Origin of the sequence: Chitinophaga deserti, from assembly GCF_003149455.1 — a bacterium.
GTDB lineage: Bacteria > Bacteroidota > Bacteroidia > Chitinophagales > Chitinophagaceae > Chitinophaga > Chitinophaga deserti.
This window is the reverse complement of sequence record NZ_QFFK01000003.1, coordinates 110517-129847: the sequence shown is the minus strand read 5'-3', so window position 1 is coordinate 129847 and position 19331 is coordinate 110517. Positions and strand designations below refer to the sequence as shown.

The following is a 19331-nucleotide window of genomic DNA, read 5'->3' as shown; positions in this document are numbered from 1 at the left end:
GGTAACCGTGACATTAAAAAATTTCGTAAATTCAGGTAGGACTAAAATAATTGTCCGGTTTATGAAAGGATTGAGTGAGACATGGTTTGCCGACGGGTACATCGATTTTGAGCTGAAAAAATATACCTTACTGGCCTACTTGCAGGAAATCAACCATTGCTTCCATCAGAACAAGCTTTACCCCCAGTTGGGCGATGTTATCTTCCATTACAACAACCTTGCAGCTTTTCGCGACACCAAGCAGTTTATGCAACAGCAGTTCCCCAAAAGGCTCACTTCGGTGGACCTCCAGCGGCTGCAACTGCTGTATGAACAGATCGTGAGCGATGATGAAATGATGGAAGAACTCGAAAACATCATCCAGTTTGCCCTCACCGAAATGAACGGCACCATCCAGGGCGGAACGGAGATCTATGAGTTCGTGGAAGAACAGCTGGTGATTGCGCCGGTGGGCATTGTTCCGCTGGACAGTCAGGAGGGCTACATGCTGCTGTGCGACGGCCGTGCCAGTGATACGCGGGTATACCAGTACCGCCTTACTATTTTTGAACGGCACGATGAGAAGTACCGCGGCATTCATACCCAGTTTATCAGTACCTATACCCGCAGTTTTGCCAACACGCAGCTAAGCATTAAATCAGACCTCATCCGCTACCGCAGAGAGCTGCCTAACCCTGCAGTATACACGGTGGAAACGGATCTTACTTTCCCTGTGGAGGAAACACTGCTGCCTATCGCCAAACGCTTGCTGGTGAAGTATATCACGCTGCATGCCGCCTGATCAGTTCAGATCGGGTGTTTGAAAACGGGAGGTGTTATTGGTGAACTCAACCTTCAGTTCATATCCCAGCGGGGTATAGTAACTGCGAAGGATGGCAATGATCTTGTCCATACTTTGCTTCTGGTACATCACATTTTCTTCCAGCTGGGAGCGGTTCGTATCGTATAATTTCTTCTGAACTTCCGTATACGTTTCATCGTCAGAAAAGGTGAACCATCCTTTGCGGGAGGAGGTTTCCATCTTATTCATTTTCAGCTCAAAACTCAGTAGTTTCGGGGGCGGCAGCTGAATGGTGACGGTTTTGCCGGTAACAAAAAGGTTGAAGTTAGTACTGTCTGTATCCACCCCGTATTTAGCAGTGTAGGGAACGGATACCCAGGCGGTATTTTCTGCAAACACGCGTTTGAGATTATCGCTCCATTCACCGCTGTTGGATACATTGCTTTGCTTGAAAGATGCATTGCCCTGTACTTCCATACTGGCGAGTTCTGCAATCTCCCGGATCAGTAACACATTGTTGACTGCCTTTTCATTGACGGTGCTGCCACCGCCGGTGCAGCGCCCCAGCAGGAAGATGCCGATGATGAATAGTACGATTACTGCCCATGTCAGTATTTTTTTCATGCCTCTTTATTTTTCATGTCCGAATAAGGAACACCAATTCTTCTGCTCATACATCTGTCAGGGTATTCCCATACCGTAAACCCGTACTGTGCGTATAATCCCTGCGCATCCTGCGTCATGAGCATCATGCGGCGCAGCTGTTGCAAACCGGGGTGGGCGAGGATGTTTTCCATCAGCCATTTCGATAAGCCCTGTCCACGGTGGCCGGGTAGTACAAACACATCTGCCAGGTAACCGAAGGTAGCATAGTCTGTAACAACACGGGCAAATCCCACCTGTTCATCGTTATGATAAATGCCATAGCAAAGCGAATGTTCAATACTTGTTTCCACGAGGGAAATGGGAATGTCCTGCGCCCAGTAGCTGTCTTCGCTGAGGTAGCGGTGGATAACGGGCAGCTGCAGCTGCGATTTGTCTGTGTTGATGCGGTAGTTTCCTTTCGTGGTTTCCAATGGCTGTTGCATGTGATTATTTTGCGAGCCTAAAAATAAAACAAAAACGCCGGATGCTTTGATCCGGCGCCTTGCATATTCCGTACAAGTCAAAATCTTTACGCAATCCGTTGCCGCCGCAAGATGCGGTTGTACAATTGCGGGGTGAGCCCGGTCACTTCCATGAACTGGCGCTCCAGTGTATGACGGCTGGTTTTGAAACGCAGGGCCAGGTCGAGCATTGCCACCTTTCCCTTTTGTTCGATTAGGTAATCCACCATTTCATCCACCTGTTTCAAGGTAGACTGCTGGTTTGGAAGCAGGCTTTCGAGCGCCTGGTCCAGGATATGATGAATAGAATGGATGTCGTTTGTTTCACGGATGGCTTTGCTTACTTCCGCCCATTGCGTGCTTACACGGGTGAGGTCGCGGAAATAGTTGGTTACCGATTCCATGCTGATGCCCATGAGGCGGTGACTGGCGTATGCGTTCAGCTGAACGATCACGGCGCTCAGATTACCGGTAACCCGGGCATTTACCACACAGGTAAACGGCCCCGTTACTGCTGCTTCGGGCAGATCGAAAGCGGCATGGTCTTCCGGCTTAAATGCAAGCCCTCCCTGGCGGATAAACACCAGGTACTGTTTGCCAGCCGTAAAAAGTTTTTGCTTCGCGATCTCCGCAGCGGAGCTCACATTCTCCAGCACTATATAGCGCTGTACGAAGGGATGGAGGTTGTCTTTCGGACGGAAGATATAGGTATTCATAGGTCTAATTGCAGATTTTCAATCATCCACAGGTGCTTCAACCGTATGTAAATATATACATTTTGCGACATGTAAAAGTATTTTAATTAGATATTTTTCTGTCATTTATAGAAATGGTTGAAAATCTTCCAGTTAACGATAGGATAACAAAATTCCTGGCCCGCCTGCCAACCCCGTGACATGCCGGTTCAGATATAAGATCATGCGGTTACAAGCTAACGTCAAGCTAAGGACTAGCTAACGACAAGGTATTATCTAAAGGTTTTTAATAGTAGTAACAGCACTCAACAAGCACTCAACATGCACTCAGCAAGCACTCAACAAGCACTTTGAATGCACTCAGCATGCACTATTCATGCACTCAGGGTGCATCAGTGGCTGGCTGCCCAATAAAAAAAGGGCGACCCGTTTCCGGATCACCCTTTTGAATATCAATACAGTAAAGCTTATTGTTCTATATCAAACCCCCAATCGCGGCCCTTATCGGTAGCCGGAACGCCCTTAGCCAGCCATTTGGGGGCAGGGGCGCCTTTCAGGTAATGGTCGAAGAACTGCTGCTGGCGCACCTGGATGTCTTTCCGATTCTGGCGCTGCATCAGGTTATGCGCATCGCCATTGTAGTTGAGCATCCAAACGGGTTTGCCAAGTCGGCGCAGGCCGGTGAACATTTCAATACCCTGATACCAGGGAACGGCCCCGTCACCATCGTTGTGCATGATTACCAGCGGAGTAGTCACCTTCGGGAGGTGGAACAGCGGGGAATTCTCGATGTACAGCTCAGGCTTTTCCCATAGTGTAGCACCAATACGGCTTTGGGTATGCTCGTACTGGAACTGCCGGTTCATCCCGCTTTCCCAGCGGATGCCACCGTAGGCGCTCGTCATATTCGCTACTGGAGCGCCAGACCATGCTGCCTTAAATAATGGAGTGGCCGTAATGAGGTGGCACACCTGGTAACCACCCCAGCTCTGGCCCTGAATGGCCATATTGGCACGGTCTATCCAGGGGTTTTTAGCCAGCGCTTCCGCTCCGCTCACAATGTAATCGTACGCACTTTTGCCGGGATGCCCGGTCTCGTACCGGATATCGGGTGCCAGTACCACATAACCACGGCTTACGAAGAACGTGATGTTCAGGCGCGAAGGCGTGGGCGCAGGAGCCTGGTAGCTATATAGCCCATCGGTCAGCTTTTCGTAAAAGTAAATGAGAACGGGATATTTTTGGGAAGGATCGAAGTCTTCAGGCTTATAAACGATACCCTCGGTTTCCTGTCCGTTAAACGTTTTCCATTTAAACAGCTCGGCGGTTCCCCAGTTGTAATCTTTCTGCTGGGGATTGAGCTGGCTGATGCGCTTAGCAGTAGCCAGTTCCTCACCGGCAAATACATCAGGCGATTCCTGGAAGCTGGAGCGCTGATAAAGGATCATGCTGGCGTTCTTCGCTTTCAGGGGAGCAGTATACATCCATGGGCCGCTCACCAGCTGCCGGGGCGCTGCCTTGTCAGACAGCCGCAAGGTCCAGAAGCCGCCATATTTGGAGGAGTCGGACTGGCTTTCGAGCAGCAGGGTTTGTTTGGCGGTGTAGAAACGCTCTTCGGGGTTGAGCTTCACATTACGCAGCACAGTTTTCTTTGCGCGGCCTGCACCCTGTGTGATCATGAAGGCTGGTTCTTTACCGGAAGGATCTACCTGCCAGATATCGTAACGGTCGTTGATGTATACGTATTTATCGTTCTCCATCCAGCCGGAAGTACCGTAAGGGGAGGGGAAGTCGGGCACATCGTTCTCTTCATCCGTCAGCTTCACGGAAATACCTGCGGAAATAATGCGGGTAGAGCCGGTGAGGAAGTCGTAGGTAGAGTATTGCCCGCTCATATTGTCGAACCAGATGATGTACTTGCCCGAAGGTGAGAGGGCGATCTGTCCGTTCAGGTCCTGTTTAACAGACATTCGGCGGCCGCTGGGGATGTGCACCATCCAGGCGTTTTTGTTGGTTTTGCCGGTCCACTGGAGGGCAACACGCGAGTGACTGTCGCTCGTACCAAGTCCGTATTCAGCATTTCCTTCGTCGGCATACTGGAAGTTTTCCATGGAGTCGTCGCTCAGCTGAACCATACGGTTATCTGCAGTAAGGAACACGGCGGTGTAGCTGCGTTTCAGATCTTTATCCAGGTTTTTGAGCTGCATGGGTTGCAGGTAATCATCGAGGTAATGCCATACGTCTACTTTAGCCACTTCAAAATCCACGATGGTCGTGTCTTTTGCTTTGGGGATGGGGGCAGAGCCGAAGAAGATGCGCTGGCCGTTGCGGGAGAAAACGATGTTGCCGTTTTCTGAAACGCTCCACTTATCGCGCATGCCGCTGGATTTGGCGGTTACTGCCAAACGTGCGGAATCCATTCCGGGTCCATACCATGCGAGGGAGTAAATGGCAACGGGAGCTTTGGCACTGTCGCGGCTCACCGCCCATGCCAGCTGTTCGCCTCTTTCATCGAAAGCGAACTGTGCAAATTTACCTTCGCCTGCGGAGATGAGTTTGCCTTCGCGTTTGGCGGTGTACCAGAGGAGTACTCCGGGTTTGGCCAGACTATCCTTTTTTGCGGGCTGTATGGTTACGGAGATGGTGTTACCGGGTTTGGAGAGGGTGTATCCGGCTACGTGGCGGATGGTATCGAACGCCAGTGTTTTACCGGTTTGAACGATAACGAGGTCGCCGGTGGTGGAGACGCCGCCTTTACCGGGAGCATCATCATCCGCATCGGTGAAGGAATCATCATCGGCTTTAGCGGGCGTTTTGGCGGGGGCTTTCTTCGTGGTATCCTTAGCGGGTTCCACGAGGTAGGCGAGGATGCCGCTGCCTTTTTCCGGTGTTTTAAAGGATTTCACTTTGGCGGTACGGATGAGCATTTTACCGCTTTCCAGTTCGAGGAACGCCATGGAATCCTTAGGCATGTCATCAGGTTTGGCCTTTTTAATACGGGCCTGCCTGGTTTCTTTAAACGGTGCCTTGATGGTGAATGCGATGTACCGGGAATCTTCCGTGATAACAGGTGTGGTGCCGCGTTCGAAGGCGGTTTGTTTGCCTGACTGGAGGTTACGGATGTAGAGTACGGCATCGCCTTCCTGTGGCGTAACGGTGTAAGCGGCCCAGCGCCCGTCGGGGCTGACCAGTTTTACGCCAATATTTTGCCAGCTGTCGTACACGCTGTGATCCAGCGGTTTTTTAGATTGCGCCATAGCGCCGGTGCTCAATAGGCTGAGGGATACGAGCCACATTGCAGATCGGGTCATAAGCCAGTTTATTTGTAATAGTTCGTAAAGTTGGTTAGGATGCCTGCAAAATACGGCATTCATGGAAAGTTGCACCCATAAGGTGATGAACGGTTAATGGGCGGGAGTGTGCTTTGCCTGGCGGGCTACGCGTATCATCTGTAGTACTACGGAGAGCAGGATGAGGCCGAGGCCGGCGTAGAACCCGCTGTGGAGCAGCTTATTCTCATGAAAAATGATGAAAGCAAGCACGATGCTGTAAAGAGGTTCCAGATTAAAACAGAGGTTTACCGTAAAGGCCGATATTTTTTTAAGCGCGTTCATGGACAGGGTGTACATGAGCACGGTGCAGAACCATGAGAGTATAAGAAGGTACATGGAATCGGACAGGCTGGGAATCAGACTGTCTACCGGGAAAGCCATGAGGTAAGCGGGCATGATGAGTGTAAGGCCGAGGAAGCCAACGCCCAGTTCGTAAAAGGTAATGGTGGCGGTATCGTGCTTTACTACCAGTTGCTTGTTGAATACGGTAAAGAGGGCGGCAAACATGCTGGAGATGATGCCGAGGATGATGCCGGTGCGGTATTGTGTATCGAAATGGAAGATGAGCAGGATGCCTGCCAGGGTGAGCATGCTGAGGAGCATCTCCATTTTATCGAACCGGCGGCGGTTGATGATGGGATCGAATACGGCGGTGAAAAGACTGGTGAGGGAGAAGCAGACCACGCCGATGGAAACGTTGGCGTATTTGATGCTGCCATAGAAGAATATCCAGTGAAGTGCTACCAGGCATCCTACGCCGCCGATCCGCAATACGTCGCGAATGGGGAGTTTCTTGAGTTTGCCCTGCCAGCGGAAGAGGACGTACATGGTCACCGCGGTGATCAGCATCCGGTACCAGACCAGCATGCCCTCATTGAGGGTAATGAGTTTGCCGAGGATGCCCGTAAACCCGGCGAGGAATACGGAGAGATGTAGCTCTATAAACGCTTTCTTCACTGCACAATATTAGCGGCGCTTTCCAAAAAGGCTGTGCCACTGGATCTTCAGCACTCCGAAAATCCCTTCTTTCACGATGCCCTTGCTCATTTTGGAGTAGCCTTCCTTCCGGTCGATAAAAGTAATGGGAACTTCGGCGATCCGGAAACCGAGCTTCCAAGCGGTAAATTTCATTTCGATCTGGAAAGCGTATCCTACAAACCGGATATCTCCCAGGTTCATCGTTTCCAGCACCTTACGCGTGTAGCACACGAAGCCTGCAGTGGCATCTTTCACCGGCATCCAGGTAATGCAGCGCACGTAAATGGAGGCGCCGTAGGAGAGCACCGCCCTGTCCCAGGGCCAGTTCTCCGTTTTGCCTCCCGGTACGTAGCGGGAACCTACCGATACATCGGCACCTCCTGTGGCGCAGGCGTCGTAGAGGCGGATGAGATCTTTCGGATTGTGGGAAAAGTCGGCATCCATCTCGAAGATGTACTGATAGCTGCGTTGCAGCGCCCATCTGAACCCGTGGATGTATGCTGTGCCCAGGCCCTGCTTACCGCTGCGTTCTTCAATGAATAACTGCCCGGGAAACTGTGCCTGCATGCCTTTGACGATCGCACCCGTGCCATCCGGCGAGCCGTCGTCAACAATAAGGATATGGAACCCCTGTTGCAACGAAAACACCGTCTCGATCATGCGCGCGATATTGTCCTTTTCGTTGTAAGTGGGTATGATAACTAATTTTTCCAATTAGCTGAAATGATTTAAGGATAGCAAAAATAGATAATATCCAGCGGTTTTGCGCCGGAACTACTAAACTTTTATGGTTTTTTTAGCATCATGTCGTGATAGATCTCTGTCAGCTTTTCCTTCGTGTTGAGTGGGAATTCGGCTTTCATCATCCAGTCGTAGTACTGTGGCTCTGCTTTCAGTACATCACGAACAGCACGGCCTTTGTACTTCCCGAAGTTGAACATTTCAACTCCGTTCTGCCGGATAATGCGGCGGGCAAAGTCTACATACTCATCTTCTTTGGTAAACTGTGCGAGGGCTTCCACATCGGCCTTCAGCAGGGTAGCGTAGCGGTCCAGCTGGGCTTCCAGTATCTCGAAAGTGGCCTCGGCATCGGCTTCGGCACTATGGGCGTTCGTAAGGTCTTTATCGCAATAAAACTTGTAAGCGGCGCCGAGGGTACGCTTTTCCATGAGGTGGAAAATCTTCTGTACGTCTACAAACCGGCGGTCGGCCACATCAAAGGTGAGCCCTACCCGCAGAAACTCTTCCACGAGCATGGGAATATCAAACCTGTTAGAGTTGTACCCGGCAATGTCGCATTGCTCGAGGAACTGGCGGAACTCGTTTGCGGCCTGCTTCCAGGTAGGCGCGTCTGCCACATCTTCATCCTTAATGCCATGAATAGCAGTACTGGCCGGGGGAATAGGCATCTGAGGGTTAATCCGTTTTACCTTGCGCTGCACGGAACGGTCCGGCATCACTTTGATGACAGCGATTTCAATGATTCGGTCGGTGGCAACGTTTGTGCCGGTTGTCTCCAGGTCGATCACGGCGAGGGGACGGGTAAGTTGTAAAGCAGACATTATTATGATTGAGGTTTCTGAACCGGTAAATATTTTTTAAGTCCTGCGAAATCGAGTCCTTCGTAATCTCCTGAGCTCATCATCAGCAGGTTGGCGTGTGCAAAAGAGCGGCCGCCGAGCCACTTTTCGAGGTCGGCACGGTTGGTAAAGACCTTGAGATCTTCCCTTCCGAAGCCTTCTCTGATTACGGAGGGCTCAAGGTACGGCATCCGCTTGATTTCCAGTGCATGGCCACTGTAAAATACTGCTGCTTCATCTGCAGGAGCCAATGCTCCGTTGTATTCTTTCATGAACCCGGCGCTGAGGCTGGAATAGGTATGCAGCTCCAGAACAGCAATGAGTTTCCGCTCGGGGTATTGCTCCTTTACTGCATGAATGGTGGCTTTTACTTTGGAAGGTGCGTGCGCAAAATCGCGGTAGATGGCGGATTCTTCATTCTTACCCACCAGCTCCAGTCTTTTCGCTGCGCCTTTGAAAGTGGCGATAGCTGCGAGGAAGTCGATATCCCCTACGCCGAGTGCCCGGCATACGAGCAGGGCGGCATGGATATTCAGCAGGTTATGCCCGCCAAACACCTGAAGGTCGGTAGAAGCGTTGCCGAACCTTACGCGGGTAACCCCGTTACGGATCACGTGCTCCGGCATGCCATACGGCTCAAGCGTGAGGTGTTTACCTTCTTTTTCCACCAGCTGGCGAAGCGTTTCGTCAGACTCATTATAGATCAGCCTGCCACCCGGTTCCATGGTACGGATAAAGATGGCGAACTGCTCCAGGTAGTTGTCGAAAGTGGGGAATACGTTGATATGATCCCAGGCGATGCCGCTTAATACTGCCACCTGCGGGTGGAGGAAGTGGAATTTGGGCCGCTTTTCAATGACGGAAGCGGGATATTCGTCGGCCTCACAAACGATGAGGGGGGCGTCGGTAATGTTTACGGACTGGGCAAACCCTTCGAGGCGCGCACCTACGAGGTAATCGAACTGCATGCTGCACTGCTGTAAAACGTGCATTACCATGGAGGTGATGGTGGTTTTACCATGGCTGCCGCCGATGGCTACGCGGGTTTTGTTCCTGCTTTCCTGGTACATATATTCCGGGAAGGAGTAAATGGGCAGTTTCAGCTCCCGGGCGCGGATCAGCTCGGGGTTATCGGCCCGGGCGTGCATGCCGAGGATAACGGCATGAAGATCAGGCGTTACCCTTTCCGGATCCCAGCCCAGCGTATCGGGGAGGATGCCTGCGAGGCGGAGATTGGTGCGGGAAGGCTCGAAAATCTCATCGTCGCTCCCGGAAACCTCATACCCTTTATTTTTCAGTGCAATGGCCAGCTGGTGCATCACGCTCCCGCCTATTGCTATAAAATGTACTTTTGTCATAACTTAGGTTCACTGTGCCACCCGTCCATTTTCATGCCACCGGGACCACATAGGATTGTTTTTTTTAATATAAAGTATATATTTGCAAAATAACGTTACAAAATACACATCACAAAGTTCTACAATCCAGGCCTATGAAATTTCGTTTAATTACTAAAACGCAGACTATGAGATCAGCAAGCCGTATGTTCGGTACATTTTGTGTGGTGGCAGTGGTTGCTGCCCTGTTTTCTTCCTGCGCTTCCCAGAAGCTGGGTTGCCCTATGAAGATTACGAAAGTGCAGCATGAGCAAAATAAACAGTGTTAGTCATTATCTTTGTGGGCTATGTGGACAACGTTGGAAAGTGAAGAACAGCTGGCAGAAATCCAGCAACGGTCGTTCGACCATCCGGTCGTGATATTCAAGCACAGCACGCGCTGCCCTACAAGCGGCATGGTTAAAACGCGGCTGGAGCGATCTGTAGCGCCGGAAGGCTGGGAGTTTTATTACCTCGACCTTATCCGCTACCGCCCCGTGAGCAATCACATCGCCGAAAAGTTCGGTGTGGAGCATGAATCGCCCCAGGTGCTGCTGATCCGGAATGGTGAATGTGTGTACGACGAAAGTCATATGGCCATCCGCATGGAGGAACTGACAGAGATGAGCTAAGAAAAATATTAAAAAAAGGGTACGGTCCTGTTGAAAAGCGTAAATGCTTTTTAACAGGACCGTGTTTTTTGTAGATTTGCCATATGAAGCATCGTATAGTTGTGGCGGTTACCGGGGCGAGCGGTTCTATATACGCACGCCAGCTCCTGCAGAAGCTGGACCGGTTGAAGGACCAGGTAGAGCAGGTGGCCATTGTAATGACGGACAATGCGAAGACCGTCTGGGAAACCGAGCTGGACGATAAGGGGTATGAGCATCTGCCTTTCCCGGTGTTTTCGCAGAAAGATTTCCATGCACCGTTTGCCAGCGGTAGCGGGCGCTTCAATACCATGATCATCTGCCCCTGTTCCATGGGTACGCTGGGCCGTATTGCAGGAGGCATCTCCAACGATCTGATTACCCGTGCGGCGGATGTGGTGCTGAAAGAGCGGCGTAAACTAATATGCGTGCTGCGCGATACGCCTTACAACCTGGTGCACATCCGCAATATGCAGACAGTAACGGAAGCGGGAGGGATTATTTGTCCGGCTACGCCTTCCTTTTATTCAAAGCCCCGCACCATCGAAGAGGTGGCAGCAACGGTAACCGACCGGGTAATTGACCTGGCGGGCCTCGAGCAGGATACATTCCGCTGGGGATCTTAAAACTGATCAATCTTCTACATGAAAATAGCCATCATCAACGGACCCAACCTGAACCTGTTGGGCAAGCGCGAACCAGAGATCTACGGAAAGATCTCTTTCGAACAGTATTTCGACCAGCTGAAGGCTGCCTTCCCGCAGGCCGACCTGGTGTATTACCAGAGCAACGTGGAAGGGGAGCTGATCAATAAGCTCCAGGAAGTAGGGTTTGAATACGACGGCATCATCTTTAATGGCGGCGCCTATACACACTATTCCTACGCCATCCGCGATGCCATTGCAGGTATACAAACGCCCGTGGTGGAGGTGCATATCAGTAATGTGTATGCCCGGGAAGAGTTCCGGCATAAATCCATCACCGGCGGTAAAGCGGTGGGGGTGATTACGGGCCTTGGCATGAAAGGCTACGATCTGGCCGTGCGCTATTTGCTGGAGCGCTAAGAAAAAAAGTGGTTGATTTCCCGCATTATACAGGCTTCTCCGGTTCGGGGAAGCCTTTTCTGTTGCTTTCCAGCAATCCCCTTTTTATCTTTAGCGGACTTGAGCAAGGGAACAGAACATATGAATGCCGCCGCTGGTAAATACTCCGGCCTTGCAGACGCGGACCTGTGGATGAAAGTGAAGGATGGCGACCGGGAAGCGCTGGGCTACATCTACCGCCAGCACTTCCGCCCGCTGTTTGGCTACGGAATGAAGGTACATGCCAGCGAAACCATCGTGCAGGATGCCATTCATGATGTATTCGTGAGCATCTGGCAGGGCAGGGGCGGCCTTTCCGTTACCGACTCCATTCGCTACTATCTCCTTTCCAGCCTTAAAAGGCGCATACTCCAACATTTAGGCAGGCAGCTGGAGCTGCACGATGATCCTGCGGATTTCGCGGATACACCTTCCGCATCTCCGGAAGAAGAGCTCATTGGCCGCCAGAGCGACCTGCAGCGCAGGGAGCGCCTGGCGGGTGTAATGGCTCAGTTGCCGCCGCGGCAGCAGGAAGTATTATATCTCCGTTATTACCAGGGCCTGGATACACAGGAAACTGCCGGCATCATGTCGCTTTCCGTGAATTCAGCTTACGTATTGCTGTCTAAAGCACTGAAGTATTTAAAAGATAACAGCGACAAAATCGTTTCAGCAACCACTTTTTTATGGACATGCGGGTTTTGCTGAGAAAAAAATATTTTAAAAATAATCAGGAAAGGGCGCTAAGATTTTTGCCATTCCACGCTTTACCTGTTAAGTAATCATCATGGCCGACCAGAACTTCACGTTGGAATACTTCTTATCGCAACCCGGTTTCCGGGCGTGGGTGCTTGAAAAAGATACCCGCGCAACGGAGGAATGGGAAGCATGGACGCGCCGGCATCCGGAACATGCGGCTGCCGTACAGGCCGCGAAAGACTGGCTGCTGGTAACAGACGGAGAGGAAGCTCAGCCCGGCGCCCATATGGAAGAAGCTACCTGGCAAAAGGTGATGGCTACCATTGATGCAACGCCTGCCCGCCAAAGCCGCAGCGCCATCGTGCGCTGGCTGCCATGGGCTGCCGCCGCCATCGTAATAGGTATAGCAGTGATGGTACTTGCACCGCGTAAAGAACAAAGCGTCCTGGCCGCCATGCATACCGTTACCACTGCCTTCGGGGAAGTGAAAACGATCGCGCTGCCCGATGGGTCGGAGATACGCCTCAATGTAAATTCCACGGTAAAATATGCCGCTTCATGGGATCATGATTCCACCCGCGAAGTATGGCTGGGAGGCGAAGCTTTTTTTGAAGTGAAGCACGAAGCCGGTAACCGGAAGTTCATTGTACATACCGATGATGTGGATATTCAGGTGGTGGGGACAGCCTTCAACGTCAACACCCGTCGTGTACAAACACAGGTAGTGCTGCGAAATGGTAAGGTGAACCTGAAACTGAATCAGAAAGATACGGCACTCATTGCCATGAAGCCGGGGGATATGGTAACCTGGAGCGCCCAACGCAGGGAGCTTTCCAACCAGCAGGTAGACCCCGGTAATTACGACGCCTGGCAGCAGCAGCGGCTCATCTTCCATGATGCAACGCTGGCCGAAGTACTGCTGGCATTAGAAGAAAATACGGGTGTGAAAGTGCGGCTGGAAGACAGTGCCATGCTGCAGGAAACTTTCACGGGAACAATACCGACCGGACAGCCGGAAGTGTTCTTTAAAACACTGACACGGTCGTTCGATATCACGATCACAGAGAGCGGAAAGAAAAGTTACGTAATCCGAAGGAAAGGGGGACAGTAAAAGACATTCTCAGCATACATCAACAGACGCCGGAATAGCCGGAACCGTGCAGCATGCCATGCCGCCGGAAGGGAAAATTATGCCATTATGGGACCAAACCGAAATCGACATTCTGATAAACAACCAACCTAAATCTACATTGCTATGGGACAATTCAACGCCGGCCGATGCCTGACGCTGGCGATGTGCCTGGCCTTGAGCGCCACACAGGCAGCATCGGGCTATGTCATGACGCAAAGGGTGCCAGCCCCCTCATACCTGGAGCCCCCGCAGGAAACGGGAGGAAAGAAACTGCCGCTGAAGCGCGTGCTTGCCAACATGGAGAAAGAGCTGCGCGTGCGCATCAATTACATGGGCAACACCGTAAGTAATCAATTAGCCGACCCTCCGCCTGCCCGCAGTGGTGAAGCTGTTCTCACTTACCTCAACCGCTACCTCGCTGCATTCGGCCTCGAAGCAGAACAGGCATCGGGTAACGATTACATCATTTACAAAAAAGAGAAACCTGCTGCTGCACCGGTGTCTTCCGGCACAACGGCAGCTACTGCCGCAGCCGCTCCCCTGCAGGACCTTACCGCCATTCCGCAGCAACAGGCTGCAGTGCGCGGCCTCGTAACAGATGAGCAGGGCCTTCCGCTGCCTGGCGTTACCGTGCTGGTAAAAGGTACTGTTAACGGTACCAAAACCAACGACAACGGCCGCTACGAGATCCGTAACGTACCTCCCAACGCCACGCTGGTATATAGCTTCATCGGCTATAAAGCACAGGAAGTGAAAGTGGGCAAACGTACACAGATCGATATGAAACTGCTCACCGATGTGCAATCTATGAAAGACGTGGTGATCACCGGTTATCAGCGCATCAAGCGCGACAACTACACAGGCTCCGCTGTAACCATTACAGGCGAAGAACTGAAGCGCTTCAATCCGCAGAATATACTTTCGAGCATACAGGCCTACGATCCCTCGTTCCGCATTGCAGAAAATAACCTCGCAGGCTCCGACCCTAACCGGTTGCCGAACATCAGCATCCGCGGTACTACCGCCCTCCCTGCCAATACCGACAACGTACTCAGCCGTAATCAGCTGGCCAGTGTTACCAACCTGCCCCTGTTTATCCTCGACGGCTATCCCACCAACATACAGGCCATCTTTGACCTCGATATGAACCGTGTGGAAACCATTACCCTCCTGAAAGATGCCGCGGCTACCGCCATCTACGGCTCCCGCGCTTCCAATGGTGTAGTGGTAATCTATACCAAAGCCCCGAAAGAAGGAAAGCTGGAACTCCACTACAACTACGAGCTGAACGTGGTAGCACCGGACCTTACCGCCTATAATGTGCTCAATGCTAGCGATAAACTGGAATACGAACGCCTCGCCGGACTGTACCGTGAAAACGGTGTGGATGGTGCCGATGAACTGGAGAAGCAATACTATCGTAAAAGGAATAACGTACTGGCCGGGGTAAACACTTACTGGCTGTCGCAACCCATACAAACGGAACTGGGCCACCGCCATTCCGTATCTGTACAGGGCGGCACCAAAGCCGTGAAATATGGTGTGGACGCACGTTACCAAAGCAATGGCGGTGTGATGAAAGGCTCCGGCCGCGACCGCTACAGTCTTTCCAACACCCTCAGCTACAACCTCGGTGATAATAAGTTCCTCGCCCGCAACATGTTCACCATTACACAGGTGAACCAGCGGAACAGTAACTACGGCAGCTTTTCGAATTACGTGCGGATGAACCCTTACTTCCCGAAAACCGATAGCATGGGCCGTCTCATCCGGGAGATCGATCTGTGGAACTCGCGCGGCGGGCTGGAAAACAGCGTTATCCGCTCTACCGTACTGAATCCCATGTATGAGGCTACCATCGGCAACTTCGATAAGAGCGAGTACCTGGAGTTTACAGACATTCTTGCGTTGGAATACAACTTCAATCCGCAATGGCGTGTGCGTTCGGAGATCAGCTACATCCGCCGTGGCGCTTCGCTGGACAAATTCACTTCTCCCTACAGCAATGTTTTCTACGACTATAAGGGCGATGATCTGAAGAACCGTGGTGAGTACATGTATTCAACAGATAAAGAAACCCAGTGGGATGGTAACATCACCCTCAACTATAACAAACAGCTCGGCGGCAACTTCATTACCGCTACCGGTGGTTTCAATATGCAGTCTGTCGACTATTGGCGGAAAGAAGCGGTAGGAGAAGGGTTCGTGAACGACCGGTTCAACGATATCAACTTCGCCCGCAGGTATAAAGCCAATGCACATCCCGAAGGGGAATCGCGCCAGCAAAGGCTGGCAGGTGGTTTTGCTACGGTGAACTACGCATACAAAAACCGTTACCTGCTGGATGCTACCTTCCGCGTGGATGGTTCCAGCAAGTTCGGGGCAGATTCGCGCATGGCGCCTTTCTGGTCGATGGGTGTGGGCTGGAACCTGCACCAGGAGTCTTTCCTGCAGGGGCACCGTTTTATTAACCAGCTGAAGTTAAGAGCTACAACCGGCTTAACAGGTGATGTATCTTTCCCTTCTTACCTTTCTAATACTACCTATCAGTATTACGGCGGAGACTGGTATTCTACCGGTGTAGGAGCCGTATTCAAAGAGTATGGAAACACTAATCTGAAATGGCAGCGTACGCAGAACTACGATCTGGGAATGGAAGCATCGCTCTGGAATGATCGTATCTACTTCGCACCGCGCTACTACTACAAGCATACCCGCGATCTGCTGGCCGATGTGAACGTACCGCTCAGTACAGGCTTCCCGAAGTATAAGGAGAACCTGGGTGAGATGGTAAATAAGGGATATGAGGTGTTCCTCCGCATGAACGCCTTCCGCACCCGTAAATGGTCTGTCAACTTCAACGTGAACCTGGTGCATAACACCAACGAGATCACCAGGATCTCCAATGCACTGAAGAGCTTCAATGATGAGATCGACAAGCAGCAGACAGAGAAGCCGGAGTTCCGTTCCGTACCGCTGCTGCGCTTTAAGGAAGGGCAGTCGATGAGTACTATCTATGCCGTACGCTCACTCGGTATTGATCCTGAAACAGGGAAAGAAATTTTCCTGAAGGCAGATGGTACCCGCACGTATGATTACAATGTGAAAGACATTGCACCGGTTGGTGATGAAACGCCGCTGCTGGAAGGCAACTTCGGAACCAGTGTTGTATATGGCGGGTTCATGCTGGAAGTGCGCTTCTGGACAAGGCTCGGCGGCGATATCTATAACCAGACGCTGGTAGACCGTGTGGAGAATGCTGATCCGCGTTATAACGTAGACAGCCGCGTGCTTACAGAGCGCTGGATCAAACCCGGTGATGTGGCCTTCTTCAAGAACATCGCAGACCAGGGCAGCACGCAAACCTCTTCGCGCTTTGTGCAGGAAGAGAACAGGCTGGAGCTGAAATCCATCTTCCTGTCTTACGACTTCCCCGCCAGCTTCTATAAGAAGATGCGTATGCACTACCTACGCGCTTCCGTGAACATGAACGACCTGGCTTACTGGTCTACCGTTAAAGCCGAGCGCGGGATCGATTATCCGTTTGCGCGGAATATCACCTTCACCCTTTCAACCAGATTCTAAACATGCGCCCAATGAGAACAAATATCATACTTATCTGCAGCATGCTGGCGCTGGCATCCTGCAGCAAATGGCTGGATGTGTCACCGAAATCTGAAGTGTCGATGGACCTGCTGTTTACCACCCGCGAAGGGTACCAGGACGCACTGAACGGGCTCTACAGCCGCAGCGTGAAAGAAGAGCTGTATGGCAGGGAACTGACCGCAGGAACGCTTGATGTACTGGCGCAGAACTACGCCATTGATGTAGTAGACCGTGTAGGCTTCCGCCAGACGCAGGTGTTCAATTACCGCGACAATAATTTCATCAACCGCCAGAAGGATGTGTGGGCCGGTTTGTATAACGTAGTAGCCAACAGCAACCTCATCCTGAAGCATATCGACGGTTCGCAGAACCTGCTGGATGCGGATGAGCGCGATCTCATCAAAGGAGAAGCGCTGGCTATGCGGGCCTTCTGTCACTTTGATGTACTGCGCCAGTTTGCACCATCACCAATTTCGGCTCCATCCGGTAAAGGCATCCCCTACGTAACGGTGTTCTCCAAAAGCACACCAGCTGTTTATACCGTGCGCCAGGTGCTCGACTCCGTGATACGCGATCTTACCGAAGCACGAGCGCTGCTCCGTCAGGTAGATCCTATCATGCAGCCCGGTTATAAAGTGGGATATACCACACCCGATTCTTCCACCGAAGTATCAGGCCCCATGTTCCTGCAGCACCGCCGCCACCGCCTTAACTTTTACGCGGTAACCGGTACGTTGGCCCGTGTTCAGCTGTATGCAGGTAACCACACCGCTGCACTGGCTATGGCGAAGGAAGTGATCGAATCCAATAAATTCCCCTGGACGCGGCAGACCGACTTCCTGCAGCCAGACGATCAGCAGAAAGACCGTATCCTCTACAAGGAGCTGCTCTTCGGCCTCTACGCTCCTAACATGACCAATCCGCTATACGACAGGCTGCGTAATGGTGAAACCACGCTCAACACGCCTCCCGGAGAACTCAGGACGATCTATGAAGTGGCAGGGCCGGGTGCGGAGGATTTCCGGTATAAGCAATGGTTCACCCAGCAAAACAGTTCTACAGGCGGTTATATGCGGCTGGAGAAATACAACCGCAATTCCGACAAGAACCTGCACGACCTCATGATCCCCATGCTGCGCCTCAGCGAGATGTATTACATCGCCGCGGAAAGTATATACGATATGGAGCCCGCCAGGGCATGGGAGTACCTGAATACCCTGCGTAAACAGCGTGGTATGGGTGTACCCCTGAACGATCCTTCAAAGACCGTGTTCATGTCAGAGCTGGTGAAGGATGCCCGGAAGGAGTTTTTCGGGGAGGGACAGATTTTCTACATGTACAAACGTCTGAACCGTGCTTTTCCCGGCCTGGGCGGTAATACTATTCAGGCATCGCCGGGAATATTCGTATTCCCCTGGCCGGATGATGAAATCGCTTACGGTAACCGTTAAACCTGCCAACTCATGAAAAGAATAACCAAAATCACAATATGGCTGCTGGCCGCCGGATGGCTGGCAGGATGCGAAAAGAAGGACGATCTGGTATATACGTCTGACGACGGGGTGTATTTCGATTTCAGCCTCAATTCACTCACCAATACCCGTACCGACAGTGTGCTGTATTCCTTCGCACTGTTCCCCGATAAATCGTTCGATACCGTACTGCTGCCCGTGCGTATTTCCGGTAACCGGACAGGCGTAGCCAGGAAGTTAAGGGTATCGCTGGTTACCAATAAAACCACTGCACAGGCAGGGCTTCATTACAAAGCACTCGATGCGGAGTATGTACTGCCCGCGGATTCCGGCAGGCTGGATATTCCGGTGATCATCTACAACACCGATCCCCTGCTGGCGGAAAAGGCTGTAAAGCTCATGCTGCAGCTGCAACCCACAGGCGATTTCAAGACCATGTTCCCGAAGCTGGATACCGCCAAGATCATCTTCTCCAACCGGCTGGAAAAGCCGCTGTGGTGGGATATATGGGTAGGAGAGCTGGGAGATTACTCCCGCGTGAAGCACGAGCTGTTTATTCGCGTATCGGGCACCACTAAGCTGTCTGAAGACCGTACCGACTGGCAGGCAACGCCTAAAGTACTGTACCATACCCGCCGCTTCCGCGCGTTCCTTACCAATCCCAAAACCTGGACGGAAGAGAATCCCGAAGTAGGGTATGTGGTAACACCCGGCGCCAACGGTACGCTGGAATTCTACCACAGCGAAAACACCGCGAAGAAATACGTGCTCACCCTTAACCCGGCCGACGGACGTTATTATTTCACCGATGAAGACGGAGACCCGGTCATCTAATACTGCCA

At 51.9% G+C, this 19331-nt stretch carries 18 protein-coding genes; 10 read left to right on the top strand and 8 right to left on the bottom strand.

Translation table 11 applies throughout. The annotated features are described in order from the left end of the window. Positions 1-61: 61 nt before the first annotated feature. Positions 62-781: a hypothetical protein gene (locus DEV76_RS07800; protein WP_109696905.1), complete on the top strand. Its 720-nt coding sequence runs from the start codon at positions 62-64 to the stop codon at positions 779-781. Here the strand turns inward: DEV76_RS07800 and DEV76_RS07795 are convergent, their stop codons facing one another. The 8 genes from DEV76_RS07795 to DEV76_RS07760 all read right to left on the bottom strand — a co-directional run bounded on the left by DEV76_RS07795 (position 782) and on the right by DEV76_RS07760 (position 9830). Continuing rightward, the gene (locus DEV76_RS07795) at positions 782-1405 is read right to left on the bottom strand and encodes a DUF4230 domain-containing protein (RefSeq protein ID WP_109696904.1); all 624 of its coding nucleotides are present in this window, start codon (positions 1403-1405) and stop codon (positions 782-784) included. Continuing rightward, positions 1402-1869 carry a GNAT family N-acetyltransferase gene (locus DEV76_RS07790; protein ID WP_109696902.1) on the bottom strand — a complete coding sequence of 156 codons (468 nt, stop codon included), beginning with the start codon at positions 1867-1869 and terminating at the stop codon, positions 1402-1404. Before DEV76_RS07790 ends, DEV76_RS07795 begins: the two co-directional genes overlap by 4 nt. A gap of 86 nt (positions 1870-1955) precedes the next feature. Next, positions 1956-2603, bottom strand: a complete 648-nt coding sequence (locus DEV76_RS07785; protein WP_109696899.1) for a DUF6597 domain-containing transcriptional factor — start codon at positions 2601-2603, stop codon at positions 1956-1958. A 446-nt stretch (positions 2604-3049) separates the two neighbouring features. Continuing rightward, entirely contained in the window at positions 3050-5893 is a 2844-nt protein-coding gene (locus DEV76_RS07780) for a S9 family peptidase (protein WP_232826902.1), read from the bottom strand. A 93-nt stretch (positions 5894-5986) separates the two neighbouring features. Next, positions 5987-6871: a DMT family transporter gene (locus DEV76_RS07775; RefSeq protein ID WP_109696895.1), complete on the bottom strand. Its 885-nt coding sequence runs from the start codon at positions 6869-6871 to the stop codon at positions 5987-5989. 9 nt (positions 6872-6880) lie between these two features. Then, positions 6881-7606: a polyprenol monophosphomannose synthase gene (locus DEV76_RS07770; protein ID WP_109696893.1), complete on the bottom strand. Its 726-nt coding sequence runs from the start codon at positions 7604-7606 to the stop codon at positions 6881-6883. A 71-nt stretch (positions 7607-7677) separates the two neighbouring features. After that, positions 7678-8454, bottom strand: a complete 777-nt coding sequence (locus tag DEV76_RS07765) for a 3'-5' exonuclease (RefSeq protein ID WP_109696891.1) — start codon at positions 8452-8454, stop codon at positions 7678-7680. 2 nt (positions 8455-8456) lie between these two features. Further along, on the bottom strand, positions 8457-9830 hold the full coding sequence (locus DEV76_RS07760) for a UDP-N-acetylmuramate--L-alanine ligase (protein ID WP_109696890.1): 1374 nt from the start codon (positions 9828-9830) through the stop codon (positions 8457-8459). 167 nt (positions 9831-9997) lie between these two features. Between DEV76_RS07760 and DEV76_RS25885 the strand changes: the two genes are divergently transcribed. The 9 genes from DEV76_RS25885 (at position 9998) to DEV76_RS07720 (ending at position 19323) form a co-directional block, all read left to right on the top strand. After that, on the top strand, positions 9998-10138 hold the full coding sequence (locus DEV76_RS25885; RefSeq protein ID WP_157962771.1) for a hypothetical protein: 141 nt from the start codon (positions 9998-10000) through the stop codon (positions 10136-10138). 18 nt (positions 10139-10156) lie between these two features. Next, positions 10157-10480: a bacillithiol system redox-active protein YtxJ gene (gene ytxJ / locus DEV76_RS07755; protein WP_109696887.1), complete on the top strand. Its 324-nt coding sequence runs from the start codon at positions 10157-10159 to the stop codon at positions 10478-10480. An 83-nt stretch (positions 10481-10563) separates the two neighbouring features. Beyond that, on the top strand, positions 10564-11124 hold the full coding sequence (locus DEV76_RS07750) for a UbiX family flavin prenyltransferase (protein ID WP_109696885.1): 561 nt from the start codon (positions 10564-10566) through the stop codon (positions 11122-11124). Between the two features lie 18 nt (positions 11125-11142). Further along, positions 11143-11562, top strand: coding sequence for a type II 3-dehydroquinate dehydratase (aroQ, locus tag DEV76_RS07745; protein ID WP_109696883.1), 420 nt, complete (start codon positions 11143-11145; stop codon positions 11560-11562). 99 nt (positions 11563-11661) lie between these two features. Then, positions 11662-12288 (top strand): RNA polymerase sigma factor, encoded by a 627-nt coding sequence (locus tag DEV76_RS07740; protein WP_157962770.1) that lies wholly within the window; start codon positions 11662-11664, stop codon positions 12286-12288. Positions 12289-12367: 79 nt separating this feature from the next. Then, positions 12368-13390, top strand: a complete 1023-nt coding sequence (locus DEV76_RS07735) for a FecR family protein (RefSeq protein ID WP_109696878.1) — start codon at positions 12368-12370, stop codon at positions 13388-13390. A gap of 144 nt (positions 13391-13534) precedes the next feature. Continuing rightward, positions 13535-16996, top strand: coding sequence for a SusC/RagA family TonB-linked outer membrane protein (locus DEV76_RS07730; RefSeq protein ID WP_109696876.1), 3462 nt, complete (start codon positions 13535-13537; stop codon positions 16994-16996). Between the two features lie 11 nt (positions 16997-17007). Next, positions 17008-18468 carry a RagB/SusD family nutrient uptake outer membrane protein gene (locus DEV76_RS07725; protein ID WP_232826901.1) on the top strand — a complete coding sequence of 487 codons (1461 nt, stop codon included), beginning with the start codon at positions 17008-17010 and terminating at the stop codon, positions 18466-18468. A gap of 12 nt (positions 18469-18480) precedes the next feature. Continuing rightward, the gene (locus DEV76_RS07720) at positions 18481-19323 is read left to right on the top strand and encodes a DUF4843 domain-containing protein (protein WP_109696871.1); all 843 of its coding nucleotides are present in this window, start codon (positions 18481-18483) and stop codon (positions 19321-19323) included. Positions 19324-19331 lie beyond the last annotated feature (8 nt).